Origin of the sequence: Desulfamplus magnetovallimortis, assembly GCF_900170035.1 — a bacterium.
GTDB classification, from domain to species: Bacteria; Desulfobacterota; Desulfobacteria; order Desulfobacterales; family Desulfobacteraceae; genus Desulfamplus; species Desulfamplus magnetovallimortis.
The window spans coordinates 55,117-69,207 of sequence record NZ_LT828541.1 but is presented as its reverse complement, the minus strand read 5'-3'; the positions used below and the strand labels follow the sequence as shown (position 1 = coordinate 69,207).

11 protein-coding genes are annotated in these 14,091 nt (G+C 41.2%); 6 read left to right on the top strand and 5 right to left on the bottom strand.

What is annotated here, in order from left to right:
• The first annotated feature begins 375 nt into the window (after positions 1 to 375).
• The 4 genes from MTBBW1_RS04650 to MTBBW1_RS04635 all read left to right on the top strand — a co-directional run bounded on the left by MTBBW1_RS04650 (position 376) and on the right by MTBBW1_RS04635 (position 5,094).
• Entirely contained in the window at positions 376 to 1,986 is a 1,611-nt protein-coding gene (locus MTBBW1_RS04650) for a fumarate hydratase (RefSeq protein ID WP_080799918.1), read from the top strand.
• Between the two features lie 66 nt (positions 1,987 to 2,052).
• A complete protein-coding gene (locus MTBBW1_RS04645) occupies positions 2,053 to 2,280 on the top strand; it encodes a hypothetical protein (protein ID WP_139786663.1) in 228 nt (75 codons plus the stop codon).
• Positions 2,281 to 3,379: 1,099 nt separating this feature from the next.
• A complete protein-coding gene (locus MTBBW1_RS04640; RefSeq protein ID WP_080799912.1) occupies positions 3,380 to 3,883 on the top strand; it encodes a hypothetical protein in 504 nt (167 codons plus the stop codon).
• Positions 3,884 to 4,008: 125 nt separating this feature from the next.
• Positions 4,009 to 5,094, top strand: coding sequence for an AAA family ATPase (locus MTBBW1_RS04635; protein WP_139786662.1), 1,086 nt, complete (start codon positions 4,009 to 4,011; stop codon positions 5,092 to 5,094).
• Between the two features lie 284 nt (positions 5,095 to 5,378).
• Here the strand turns inward: MTBBW1_RS04635 and amrA are convergent, their stop codons facing one another.
• Positions 5,379 to 5,981: an AmmeMemoRadiSam system protein A gene (gene amrA / locus MTBBW1_RS04630; RefSeq protein ID WP_080801076.1), complete on the bottom strand. Its 603-nt coding sequence runs from the start codon at positions 5,979 to 5,981 to the stop codon at positions 5,379 to 5,381.
• 133 nt (positions 5,982 to 6,114) lie between these two features.
• The gene (locus MTBBW1_RS04625) at positions 6,115 to 6,999 is read right to left on the bottom strand and encodes a methylenetetrahydrofolate reductase (protein ID WP_080799909.1); all 885 of its coding nucleotides are present in this window, start codon (positions 6,997 to 6,999) and stop codon (positions 6,115 to 6,117) included.
• Between the two features lie 382 nt (positions 7,000 to 7,381).
• Here MTBBW1_RS04625 and MTBBW1_RS04620 point away from each other — a divergent pair, with 382 nt between their 5' ends.
• Positions 7,382 to 8,209 (top strand): crotonase/enoyl-CoA hydratase family protein, encoded by an 828-nt coding sequence (locus MTBBW1_RS04620; RefSeq protein ID WP_080801073.1) that lies wholly within the window; start codon positions 7,382 to 7,384, stop codon positions 8,207 to 8,209.
• Positions 8,210 to 8,231: 22 nt separating this feature from the next.
• A complete protein-coding gene (locus tag MTBBW1_RS04615) occupies positions 8,232 to 8,993 on the top strand; it encodes a transglutaminase-like domain-containing protein (RefSeq protein ID WP_080799906.1) in 762 nt (253 codons plus the stop codon).
• A gap of 422 nt (positions 8,994 to 9,415) precedes the next feature.
• On the opposite strand, the gene MTBBW1_RS04610 is transcribed toward MTBBW1_RS04615, so the two are convergent.
• The 3 genes from MTBBW1_RS04610 to MTBBW1_RS04600 all read right to left on the bottom strand — a co-directional run bounded on the left by MTBBW1_RS04610 (position 9,416) and on the right by MTBBW1_RS04600 (position 14,073).
• Entirely contained in the window at positions 9,416 to 10,807 is a 1,392-nt protein-coding gene (locus tag MTBBW1_RS04610; RefSeq protein WP_080799903.1) for an FAD-dependent oxidoreductase, read from the bottom strand.
• Positions 10,808 to 10,867: 60 nt separating this feature from the next.
• The gene (locus MTBBW1_RS04605; RefSeq protein ID WP_080799899.1) at positions 10,868 to 12,154 is read right to left on the bottom strand and encodes an HlyD family type I secretion periplasmic adaptor subunit; all 1,287 of its coding nucleotides are present in this window, start codon (positions 12,152 to 12,154) and stop codon (positions 10,868 to 10,870) included.
• Between the two features lie 98 nt (positions 12,155 to 12,252).
• On the bottom strand, positions 12,253 to 14,073 hold the full coding sequence (locus MTBBW1_RS04600) for a peptidase domain-containing ABC transporter (RefSeq protein ID WP_080799895.1): 1,821 nt from the start codon (positions 14,071 to 14,073) through the stop codon (positions 12,253 to 12,255).
• Positions 14,074 to 14,091 lie beyond the last annotated feature (18 nt).

The window sequence follows — 14,091 nt, the reverse complement described above, 5'->3', positions numbered from 1 at the left end:
AGTTTGGGAATTTTCATCCATTCGATTGTGGCTGTAATACCGCCATGGCCGTTATATGAAAGTCTCAGTAAGTAGCTGTTTTAATAAAGACTTTCAACTTTTCGATTGTGGCGGTCATCAGCCATGTACGTTATATTTAGGTATCCTTATCTGGGCATCTTTCATTTGTCGGTTTACATTTTTTTGAACTTTGCATCAAAAAAGTGTAAATTAATTTTGCTGTATATGAAAGATGCCCATATTTCGTCATTTTATGGTAATGGCACACCTTTTTGCTTTTCAGGAGATAAAAAACAATGAGTGATTTTATTTATAAACCTGGGTTCTTCCCTTGGAGATGATAAAATCACTTTGTTTTTCAGGAGATAAGAATCAATGAGTGATTTTAATTATAAACCAATGTTTCCACTTGGAGATGATAATACCACATACAGGAAAATATCATCTGATCATGTAAGTGTTTCCGAATTTTGCGGCAAAGAGATGCTTGTTGTTGCACCGGAAGCCCTTACATTGCTTGCAAATGCAGCGTTCAAGGATGTTTCTCATCTTTATCGTCCGGAACATCTTGAAAAACTTCAGAAAATAATGGATGATCCGGAAAGCTCCGATAACGACCGCTACATTGCACTTGAACTTATCAAGAATGCGGTTATTGCAGCAGAAAAACTTTATCCAATGTGCCAGGATACAGGCACAGCAATTGTAATGGGTAAAAAGGGAGAGCAGGTCTGGACAGGCGCAGATGATGAAGAGGCTCTTTCAAAGGGAGTCTTTAAGGCATATACGGAAAATTATCTGAGATATTCCCAGAATGCCCCTTTTACCATGTACAAGGAGCAGAACACAAAATGCAATCTGCCTGCCCAGATTGATCTTTATGCCACAGGAGGTGATGAGTACCGCTTTCTTTTTATGGCAAAGGGGGGTGGCTCTGCCAATAAAACATTTTTGTACCAGATGACCAAGGCTGTACTTAATTCTGAGGAGATTCTTCTTGATTTCATGACCGAGAAGATGAAATCCCTTGGTACTGCTGCATGTCCTCCCTATTATATTGCATTTGTAATTGGTGGCACATCTGCCGAGACAAATCTTAAAACAGTAAAGCTTGCATCTGCACGTTATCTGGATTCTCTTCCATCTGAAGGAGATATAACAGGTCATGCATTCAGGGACAGGGGTATTGAAGCAAAGGTTATGGAGCGCGCTTCAAAACTTGGCCTTGGGGCACAGTTTGGCGGCAAGCATTTTGCATTGGATGTAAGGGTGATAAGATTGCCCCGACATGGTGCATCGTGTCCCGTGGGCATTGGAGTGAGTTGCAGTGCTGACCGTCAGATCAAGGCAAAAATTACAAAAAATGGGCTTTTTCTGGAGCAACTTGAGGAGAATCCTTCAAAATATTTGCCTACAAAAGAGCCTGAAATGTCAGAACCTGTCAAGGTTGATCTTGACAGACCAATGGATGAGATACGTACTCAGTTGAGCAAATATCCCGTTGCTACAAGGCTTGAGCTTTCAGGAAACATTATTGTTGCAAGAGACATTGCCCATGCAAAATTCAATGAACGCCTTGAAAGCGGTAAAGGGCTTCCTGATTACATAAAGAATCATATTATATACTATGCAGGCCCTGCAAAAACCCCTGAAGGTGAAGCATCCGGTTCATTTGGTCCTACAACAGCCGGAAGAATGGATCCATATGTCCCTCTGTTCCAGAAAGAGGGGGCATCCATGATAATGCTTGCAAAGGGTAACCGTTCAAAGCAGGTAACAGATGCCTGCAAGACCTATGGCGGTTTTTACTTGGGATCTCCCGGAGGTCCTGCTGCAAGGCTTGGTAAGGATTTTATCAAGAAGGTTGAACTTGTTGAGTATGAAGAGCTTGGCATGGAAGCTGTATTTATGATAACAGTTGAAAACTTTCCGGCATTTATCATTGTTGATGACAAAGGCAATGATTTTTATAGTGGTCTTCTCTGATATTTTTGAAAGCCTTTATAAGAAAGTCCCCGTGGTTAAAGGTTTTCAGGACTTTCACGCTTCGTTGTGGCAAATATGTTTGCCGTGGCTGTTTATAAGAAAGTCCCCGCCGTTTTTGGTTGCGCGGGGCTTTCATGCTTCGTTGTGGCAAATATGTTTGCCGTGGCTGTTTATAAGAAAGTCCCCGCCGTTTTTGGTTGCGCGGGGCTTTCATGCTTCGTTGAGGCAGAAGGTTCTGCCATGGCCGTTTATATGAAAGACGTTGCAATGCAACGTCTCTACGTTCTGTTTTGAGGACGACTTTCATCCCTTGGATTGTGGCGAGAATCGCCATGTTAGTTATCTACTCAAAATCGACACCTATGATCTTGTAAGCCTTGTCAACACTGTCTGAATCAGGATTCCCAAGATTAACAGGATAAGGCAGGATTATCTATCTTGAACATCCTATCTATCCTGGTTATCCTGATTCAGACAAATGCAATAACTTCTGAAAAAGCAATAAGATGTCGATTTTGAGTATATAGACTTCCAGAAAAATATTTTTTAATCTCAACTTTGAAGGGCAACCACATAGGGTTGCCCCTTCATTGGCCTTGCCAATTCAATTATCTGGAATACTATATTCTCCTTTTGTAATTTTTTTAATCATGCACTCTCTCAATTACAGGAGAGGGTATGTTTTGTTAAAAAATCGGAATTTTTTGCATCTTTCATTTGCCGGGTTATACTTTTTTTGAACCATGATTGTCATGATTAAGGGATTACCTTGATTTTTAATGGTGTTAATCCTTAAATCCTTTAATCATGGTTCAGAGTTTTTAGAAAAGTATAAACTATTTTTGAGTTGATATGAATGATGCCGGATTTTTCATCAAAGAAGTGGGCATGCTTCATTTCCCAGTTTACACTTTCCGGATAGAAAATTCTGTGTGGCGGGAATCTCTCACAAAAAAGTTTAAAGTATTTTTGGGTTCAAATGAAGGATGCCAAGAAGTGTTAAGTATTTTTAATACTCAAAGTCAACACCTATGATCTTGTAAGCCTTGTCAACACTGTCTGAATCAGGATTCCCAAGATTAACAAAGATAAGGCAAGATTATCTATCCTGAACATCCTATCCATCCTGGTTATCCTGATTCAGACAAATGCAAGAACTTCTGAAAAAGCAATAAGAAGTCGATTTTGAGTTAATATGATATGAAGGATTACCTAAAAAAATATCTTTTTCTTGAATAATTGGCTATTGTTCCTTTGACTTTTATGAGAAAATCTGCTTGTGTTGTTTAATATTTTATTAAAAGCAGTTTTCTTGATGCTTTTTTTCTTGCCTGCTTATTTCTATGTTGATATATTATCCGATAAAAAATAATATTTGTAAAAGGGAATGATCATGAATGAACAAGCCATGGATGAATTTACGGAAGAATTCATTGAAATTCTGGAACTTGAAGAAGATGATGATCAGGACCCTGATGCGGTAAGAAAGACCTTCAGGATCCCCATACGAGATAAAGACAGATATGCAATCATCATAAATGGTACAAAATTTCCCATAGAAGATATTAATGCAAAAGGGGCCGGTATATTGATGGTAAAAGACCACTCCTTTGCCAGAGGTATGCTTCTTGCCGGATGCGAACTGCTGCTTGGAGATAGCCGTTTTCCTGATGTTGACTGTGAAATTGTACACATCACATCAATCAAGGGGGAGCCTCCGCTTTTTGGAGTAAAATGGTCAGACACTAATCTCACTAAGGCAGAGGATTTTCAGAATCAGCTTGCTGGAGTTTGCGAATCACTGAAGAAAGAGATGCTGGATAAAGGACGTGATGATATTCAGGATAACAGTGATACTCAGGATGATTCTGATAAAAACAGCAACAGCATTGATTAGGTTACCGGTGAATGAGTGCAAGTGCTGCATGATGTGTGTCTGACTTTCCAAGGCAAGAGGAACTTCAACCATCTTATGTGCAACCTGCCATGTTTATTGATAAAGCTTTGAAATAAGGAGGACAAGTGACTGTTATTGTCTGCCCGAAGTGCTCAAAACAACACAGAGTGAATATTGCCAATATTCCTGAAGGAAAGAGAATTGCAGCAAGGTGCAAGGCCTGCGGACATAAATTTCCTGTGATTTTGCAACAGTTGATGCCAGATTCCGGAACAGACATGGCTGAAGTCAAAAAACAGTCTGAGCTCCTGAAAAATAAGGTTCCTCCCATTTCTTCACCAAATACTCCTCCTCTTCCTGAAGCAAAAAAGGCAGCAGAGCAGCCTGCAATTTCTTCTGTGACAGAACAGTTGCAGGAACAGCAACCAGAACTGCCGGCAAAAAAGACAGAAACAACAAGAAGGATATCTGTCTCTTTAAGTAAGGGAGGAGTGGGTAAAACAACCACATCTGTTAATTTAAGTGCTGGACTTGCACTTGCTGGTTACAAAGTGCTTCTTATTGATACAGATACCCAGGGACAATCAGCGTATAATCTTGGCAAAAAACCAGGTGCCGGATTGACAGAGCTTCTTACAGGGGAGCTTACGGCAGAAGAGGCAACAATAGAGGCCAGAAAGAATTTATGGCTTCTTGCCGGTGGAAGATCTCTTGCCGGGGTTAAGCGTATCATTGACAAAAAAAGCTTTGGTGCAGAGTGGACAATGTCTGAAGCATTGAGTCAGGTTGATCACAAGTATGATTTTGTGATTATTGACACGTCTCCAGGATGGGATCAGCTCACCATTAATGTTCTTTTTTATGCCACCGAAATCCTTGTTCCTGTGGCCTTGCAGGTTATGTCTCTCCAGGGGCTTTCTGAATTCATGAAAAGCTTAAGTTCCATTCATAAATATCGTCAGGATGTTTCCCTTAAGTATATTGTACCTACATTTATGGATACTCGCGTTAAACATCCACAGGAGATATTTAAAAAACTCAAGCAGCTCTACAGCCAGTTCATTTGCAAGCCAATACGTTATAACGAGAGTTTCAGTGAAGCTCCTTCATATGGAAAAACGATTTTTGAGTTTGCCCCAGGATGTAACGGTGCTCTGGATTACAAGGAGCTTATTCGCAAAGTCGCACAGGATGAGACACTTCTGCTTTAGATTTCTTTTCTTATCCACATAATTGAAAATATAAAAAAAGAATTGTTTTCTGGGAACCCTATAGATAAAAAGTCATGGTAAATCCATAAATTCAAAGCCATGATAATGACATAGATCAAAAAGGGCATAATAAATTTTTTAGATAAAGATTGTGATGACGATGAATTATGCCTTAAAATCCCTTGGAATTAAACATATATGTTTATTTTCAAAAATGGAAAATATTGAAAACCGATTTATGAGTTGATGATGTGGTTTTAAACCTATTTTTTCATATGTGATATCTATTCTCCTTCTTCAAAATATTGGACAGTATAGGTCATCACCTTAAGTTTACCTTTTTTCCACTCTTCACTATAAAGGCCGGCTTTCCTGCAAAGATGTGACATAAAAGATGTCTTATCCGGCAGTTGCTCCCATACCTGGGGAAGAAATGTTGCCTGTGCCCCTCCTTTTTTTATAATTACACCATGTATGCCGGCTTTTAATTTGGAAAGCAGCTCTTCGCTGTCAGTATATTCAAGAGGTGAAGGTTCTGAGAGGATGCTTACCTCCATATGAACCCTTGCGAATTCATCTTTTGTAAGTTTTGGAAATCTTGGGTCATGAAAAGCTGCATTAACAGCATTTCTTGCAACTCCTTGTTTTACTGATTCCCTTGATTCCAGTGAGCCTATACAGCCCCTTAGATTTCCATCCATATTAAGAGTTACAAATACCCCTGAATTTTTGTTGAATATTTCATTTTCAAGGCTTTTGATAATCTCTTTCTGGTCATGATTTTTCTCTGTAATTCCCAATTTTTCGCCAATGGTGAATCTTGCAAACCTTAAAAGGGCTTGCCCCTGATCTTCTGAAAATTCATTTTGAATATCTTGGTTGGTCATTTTTTTGCTACCTTTCATCTCTTTACCATCAAATGGATATATTTTTCATATTTGGGGGTGAGTGCATTGCAGCCATGTCTGTTCCCCTCTCCATCAGTGGAGAGGGGGTGTTGCTACACAGGTGGAACTTTTTTCAGGTCAAAGAACCCTTTTCCCTGAGTTTCTGGATTATTTTGGTTACAGAAGGTGATCTGTCCATTGTGTAAAAATGAAGTCCGTCAACTCCGTGTGTCAGAAGATCCAGGCACTGTTCAAAGGCAACATCAACACCAAGGGCTGCCACTTCATTGGGATCTGGTTTTTCCGGAAATGCATCAAGGCGAGCCTGCAGATCGGCAGGAATTGTTGAGCCGCAGAGTTTACAGAGCATTTTGGTTAACTTTACAGTATATATGGGCATAATGCCAGGAATGATTGGAATTGTTATTCCGGCTGCCCTGCAGCGGTCAATGTAGGAGTAAAAAAACTCGTTATCATAAAAATATTGTGCAATTACGTATTGAGCGCCATTATCCTGTTTCAGCTTGAGATATTCAATATCTTTTTCAAGGCTTGGGGCGTTTATGTGGCCTTCCGGATAGCCTGCACAGCCCAGATCAAAATCATATTTGCCGCTCACAAACTTAAGAATATCCGAAGCATATTTAAAACTTTCAGGATGTGGTTTGAAATCACTGTTCCTGGGTTCGTCACCCCTTATGATAAAGATTGTTTCAACCCCAAGATCTTTGTAACGATCCAGAATTTCAGTTATTTCATGGGGAGCAAGGCCAAAACCTGCAAGATAGGCAACTGTAGGCAGCTTTTTCTCCTCAATCATTTTTTTTACAGCCTGATATGAGCCTTCACGGGTTGAACCTCCTGCTCCAAATGTCATGGACATGTAATCAGGGTTCAGGGTGGAAAGTTCATCAAGAACAGTGTAAAAACCTTCTTCGGCGTTTTCATCTCTGGGTGGGAAAAACTCAAAGGAAAGGCTCGGTTTTGTCTGGGTTTTGTATAGATTTGCAACTCGCATTAAAATACCTCCTTTTGGCAGTGAAAAATTGATTTTTCCTGAAGTCAGCTTTTGCTCAGGGAAATAATGTTTTTATTTTATGAGTTATAGCTCTTGAAATGCCACTGTAAAATAGCGACATATGGAAAAAAATCAATGGAAATAATCAAAAACAATAAAAAAATAGTGGCGCCTCTGTTATCTTCTTCTTTGATTCCTTTTATTCTTGTGCTATTTCATTGTCTATTTTTGTGTTCATAATAGCTTTCCAGATGAATAAATGTTTTGAATTAAGATTGTAATATAACATACATGGCAAATTTCTGCCACAATCGAAGGGATTAAAGTCTTTATGAAAACAGCCATTTGCGGGGACTTTCATATAAAAGGAGAAAAAAAGATAATGGAAGTAAAACCTTTGGAGTTTTATCTTGTTGAAAAAAAGCCCCCTGTTGCATGGGTCTATCTCAATCGTCCTGAAAAGAAAAATGCAATGAATCCTCCGGCGTGGAAAGAGCCGCTTAAAATTTTTGAGGAGCTTGATAGTGATCCAGATATAAGGGTTGTTGTTATTTCCGGCAAAGGCCCATGTTTTTCAGCAGGTATTGATTTGATGGAGATGATCGGAGAGTTGCCGGAGCTTATGGACAACAGTCAAAAAGGTGGTATCAAATGGAAGCTTTTGCCCAAAATCAAAAAACTTCAGGATGCCATTACATGCATTGAAAGTTGCCGTAAACCTGTAATTGCAGCCGTCCATAGTCACTGTGTAGGGGCAGGGCTTGACATGATAACAGCATGTGATATCAGAATATGCTCGCAAGATGCTGTTTTTTCTCTAAGGGAGGCGGCAGTTGGATTTGTTGCTGATGTAGGTGTATTGCAGAGAATTCCCCTTATTGTGGGACAAGGGCATGCAAGGGAGCTTGCATATACTGCAAGAAATATTACAGCAAGCAGGGCAAAAGAGATACTACTGGTTAATGATGTCTATGATACTCCTGAAATTCTCATGGAAAAAGCAGAGGAGCTTGCCCGGGAAATTGCAGATAACTCACCTCTTGCGGTGCAGGCAAGCAAGGATGTACTGAACTACGGAGTTGGTAAATCCATTGGAGACGGTCTTGATTATGTTGCATCAATAAGCAGCAATATAATTCCGTCCAATGATCTTATGGAAGCATTTACGGCATTTACTGAAAAGAGAAAGCCTGTTTTTACAGGTAACTGACATATGACAGGTGGGAAGATTTATGAACAGCAGTGATAATAAAACTGAAGAACAAAATGATTTTGAAAGATACCTGCAACCTACTTTTTTTATGGATTACAACAGCAAAGAGGTGAGATCATTTGCTGATGGATGTTGTAAACCCCATGAGAGTACAAAAGAGAAGGCAGTAAAATTATACTATGCGGTCAGGGATGAAATCCGTTATGATCCATATGACTTTAAACTGGATAAAAATAACTTTACAGCCTCTTCAGTTTTGAAAAAAAGAAGAGGCTATTGTGTAGCCAAGGCTATTCTTCTGACTGCGGTTGCAAGGTACCACGGTATTCCTGCTCGGCCTGGTTTTGCAGATGTAAGAAACCATCTGAGTACAAAGCGACTGCGGGATCTTATGGAGACCGATCTTTTCATGTATCACGGATATACAGAGTTGTATATTGAGGGAAAATGGGTAAAAGCCACCCCAGCATTTAATCTTGAGCTATGCACAAATTTTAATGTAAAACCTTTGGAATTTGACGGGGTTCATGACTCCCTTTTCCACGAATTTGATACCCTTGGAAACAGACACATGGAGTATGTCAAGGACAGGGGGCACTTTGATGATATGCCGTTTGAGGAGATTGTAAGGGAGTGTAAAAAGGTCTATCCCCGATTTTTCAGAATTCTTTCATTGGAGGAGCAGGAGAAATCAGCATTAGAAGATGCATCACCTCTTGCCACTGGGGATTTTCACAGTGAAGCCATTGAAGAGAATAGAAAAGATGCTGTAGGAGGCTAAGTTTTTTGGCCTTTGTCTGAATCAGGATATCCAGAATTTACAGGATGTTCACAATTTTTATCCTGTAAATTCTTATCATCCCTGGTATCCTGATTTAGTAGTCAGCGTTGACAAGGCTTCAAAGAGAATAGGTGTCAGATTTGAGTCCTTATTATCCCGTGTATCATTATTCCTCAAAGTCGACACCTATGATCTTGTAAGCCTTGTCAACACTGTCTGAATCAGGATTCCCAAGATTAACAAGATAAGGCAGGATTATCTATCCTGAGCATCCTATCCATCCTGGTTATCCTGGTTCAGACAACTGTAATAACTTATGCAAAAGCAATAAGATGTCGATCTTGAGTTATTCAGACAGCATTGATAATGCTCAAAAAAAATATATATCTACTATGCAAAAGTATATCAGTTTAACAAGTTGATTATATCAGTTTAACAAGTTGATTTGCAGCGGTTAGAACCGGATCCCATACAGGTCCAAATGGCGGAGCATATGCAAGATCTGTCTGGATGAAATCTGCAACACTCATTTTGGCATGCAGAGCTACGGCCGGAGCATTTATACGGTGTGCAACCCCATCTTTTCCAACCATCTGTACTCCGAGCAGGCGACCTGATTTCCTGTCACCCACCATTGAGACATGAATGGTTCCAGCCCCTGGATGACCATGTGCCTTTGATCTTGTTTGAACTGTCTCTTCAACTGCATCAAATCCTGCATCAAGTGCCTCTTTCATGGAAAGCCCCGTGCGTGCAACCTGGAGATCAAAAACTTTAAATACAGCAGTTCCAGCCACACCCTGTAATTCTGTTTCGGCTCCGCAAACTGTATCTGCAACTGCCCATCCTGCCCGATTTGCCCTCAGTGCCAGGGGAATCCAGCACTTTTTGCCTGTTACAACGTGATAGGCATCTGCACAGTCGCCGGCAGCATAGATATTTTCGTCCGAGGTCTTGAGGGTTCTGTCAACAGAAATTGCGTTCTGGATGCCTGTCTCAATGCCCGCTGCAATTGCAATGTCACTGCATGGAATGACTCCGGAAGCCACAATGACCATACCTGCATCAAGTTTTTTTTCTCCTGCTTCAGAAATCTCCTGCTCTTTATCACCTTTGCCGTTAGCTGCCTGGCAATGTATTGTCAATGCCCTGTCCCTGCCCGGTTCGATTTTGGTAATATTGCATCCGCAAAGCAGGTTTACCTGATTATCTTCCAGCTCTTTTTTTACAACATCAGCAAGTGTAGGAGTCATCCATGGCAGAAATGTCGGACCTGGTTTCACCATTGTGACATCAATATCCCTTGCCCGAAGTGCTTCGCACATCTCAAGTCCTATATAGCCCATTCCAATTATTACAGCTTTTTTGATGCCATTGGAGGATATATATGCCTTTATTGCTCTTCCCTGTTCAAGGCTTTTCAGTGCCATGACGCCTGGCAGGTTTGCCCCTGGTATTTCTGGTATGGCAGGAACAGCTCCGGTTGCAATCAGGAGTTTATCATAGGAATATGAGAACTCTTGATTGTCAAATGTTACTCCAGAAACTCTCTTTGCATCACGATCTATGTTGTCAACCCTGTGACCTGTCAAGAGGTTAATTTTGTTTTTTTCTCTGAAGACCTCTGCCTTTCTGACAATAAGGTCATCCATATTACGTCCCGGATCTGCAATATTGTAGGGCATTCCACATGCGCTGTAGGATACATCCATTGTCCTTTCAAGAACAGTCACATCCATTTGCGGATCTTTTCGTTTTGCCCTGCTTGCAGCACTCATGCCGGCGGCATCCCCGCCAATTATGACAAATTTCATGATGATTTCCTTTTTTTAGATTTTATCCCACATTTTGCAGATAGTGAGTTAATTGAAACATCAGCGTTCAAGAAGGGCTGTTTCAAGGGAAAGAAAAAACGGCCCTGCAAGATATTCAAGCACGGTTCTACTGCCTGTAATTATGCTGCACTGAACAACCATCCCCGGAAAGAGGTTATAGGGTTTATCTTCTGTGCCGAAATATGTCTGTTCAGTGGTGATTTTGATCTTGTAGAATGGCGGCCCCTCTTTCTGAAGTATTGAGTCAGGGCTTATGTGGATAACCTCACCGTCTATTTGTCCGAGTCTTGATGAATCTGATGCAGCAAGCCTTAGCATAACCTTTTGACCCTCCTGAACATACCCTATATCTCCAACCTGAAGTTTTGCCTCAATTATAAGACGATCTTCAGCCGGTACAATGTCGGCAACTGCCCCGCCAGGAGTCAGAATTCCGCCTATTGTTGAGACAAAAAGGGATTTTACAGTGCCGTCAACAGGTGATCTTAGTATGGTTCGTTTAAGGCTGTCCTGGTCTTTATGAATGCGCTGGTTTATGATGTCAAATGTTCGCTGGGCATCCCTTAACTCATCATATGCCTCTTCAAAAAATGTATTCCGCACAAGTTCAAGACGGCTCTGGGCTTCTCTGATGGCTGCGCTGATTCGTTTGAGTGAGGCATGGTCAACCTTTTGTTGTGATTCAAGATCTGCAAGCTGCTTTAGAAGATCAATGTGGTTCATCCTATTTGAAAGGCTGTGCTTGAGAAGTTTTTCACTTATTCCCACCTGTTCCTCAATAAAATCCTTGACCTGTGTGGTTCCGGCAATTCTTCCTCTTATCTCCTCAATCTGGAACTGATACTGGCTTACAAGGGCTTGCTGCACCTTTATCTGGCTATCTAATCGTTGTTTACGATTGTTGAATATTGCTTCTGCCCTGCGGGTAAGCTCAGGCTCTTCCTTTTTAAGCTGCTCCGGAAAATCAAGCTTGGATTCACCATTGATTTCTGCTGAAAGCCGTATGATTTTAACCTGAAGCGAGGTCATCTGAATGCTCTGTTCAGCCACATCTGCAAAGCTTGCAGTTGATTCAAGTATAACCAGAGGTTGGCCGGTTTCAACAGATTCTCCCTCTTTTACAAGTATCTCCCTGATTATTCCGCCTTCAAGGTGCTGTACAGTTTTTACCCTGCTTGATGGGACAACCTCACCTGTAGCACGGCTTACAACGTCAAGCCTGCCTGTTGCAGCCCATAAAAAAAAGGCGAGAATCATGAAAATAAGAGTAAACAGAAATATATGGCTGCTTTTTGAGGCGGCAGTGGGTTCGGAAAGAAGATGCAAAAACTTCCTTTTTTTACCGTGGAAATAGATACATTATTTCCATAGTCGGGGGTGGCCGGACTCCGGCCATTACGGTTTACAGGTTCCGGCATCTTTATTTATATCTTCTCCTTTGGCAGAGAGTGACTCTTCATGGCTGGAGTTTTTTCATCTTTTTTCACCATATTGACATTTGGGGCAGCGACTCTGTTATCTCTTTTAAGGTTAGTTGTTTTTTCATGGAAGGTACGATTTTCATGAAGGGTACCATTGTTTGCCTGGGCAGGAGTTCCTTTGTTTGTTCTTATTCTTGGCACAGGCTTTGAATTGAGATCAAGAATACGTCCTGCTCCTTTGATGATATTGGGATCCTGTGAGAATATTATCATGGTATAACGTGCCTGTGAAAGCGCTACAAGCAGCGAGTATATGGTGTTGCATCCCTTTGGGTCAAGACCCTCTGTGGGTTCATCCATTATGACAAGTTTCCCCCCTACTGCAAGGGCCCGTGCAATGGCAAGTCGTTTCCTGTATCCTGTGGAAAGATACTCGGAGTTGAGGGTAAGCTGTGTATCAAGTCCCATGGATGTCTGGTCAATGAAGGATGAAAGACCGGAGTGATTTATTATCCGGTTTATGGCTGCATCGTCAATTGCTGGATTTGCAGCCATAAGGTTCTCTTTTATGCTTGTCGGCAGAAATGCTATATCCTGGGGAACCATTGTAAGGCAAGAGCGCCACCAGGGCAGGGATAGCTGACGGATATCCACCCCGTCCGCCAGAATCTGCCCTCTGTCAGGTTCCAGAAGTCCTGAAACAAGACGGGTAAGGGTTGTCTTACCTGTTCCGTTCTCCCCTGTTACAACAAGGACAGAGCCAGGTGAAATATCTAAGGTCAAGGATTCAAAAAGAGGCTGTTTCATGCCAGGATACTTGAATGCGACATCGTTGAGTTTAAGGGAACCCTGGTAGTTTTTTAATGCAACGCCTCCATCTCTTTCAGTTTCAATGGATGCAAATCTGTTGATGCGTTCCAGTGACTGGGAGGCGTTTGTAAATGCATCCCCAAGCTGGGCAACTCTGTTGATTGGGGCAATTGCCCTCATTGCAAGTATGTTGGCTCCTATTAAAAGCCCCACATTAAAGTTCCCCTTTACAGCAAGAATTGCTCCTGCTGCATATATGGAGATGCTCAATAAGGATTGCACCGTTCTGGTGATTCCCTGAAGAAGATCCTGACTGTCGGCCATTCTGTTTCTTTGTTGAAGAAAATCTTTACTGTTCTCTCGCCATTTTGAAAGCAGAAATGAACCCCTGTCAAAAAGCCTGATCATGTCAGGAGAGTTATTGGCTGACGAAAAAAGACCATTACCTTTGATAGAAGTTTCTGTTAACTGCTGTATCCTTGGGGTAATAAGGTGTTTGCTGAAAGTGGCGATAATTACGGTCAGCAACATGAAACATAGCGTGATGAAGCCAAGAAGAATTGATATATAAGAGAGTACACCCAAAAACATAAAGGAAAAGGGAAGGTCAAAAAGAGCATTGATATTAGCAGGTTTATATGCATCCTCTACGCTGTTGCTGCCTTTCATTATTTCTTGGCGAAGTCTCTGGGGAATAGTGTCAAGGGATTTCATTCTGCCTTTGGTCAAGACAGAGAATATGCCCAGCATCATTTGATAGTTACGTTCTTTTCCTACACTGCCAGCAAGAATTGAGCGTACTCTCCGGAATGCAAATTCAAATATAACTGCAATACAGACACCGGATGTCAGAGTAAAAAGCGTTGCATCAACCCCGTGGGAGACATATCTGTTAAGAAGCTGGATAATGTAAAGCGATGATGCAAGTCCAAGAAGGTTTGCAAAAAATGAGGCAAGGAGAAGCTCAATGGTAATAAAGGGGTGCCTGGAGAGGCGTTGAATTAGTTCACGCATTTTGAAAAATATTTATTA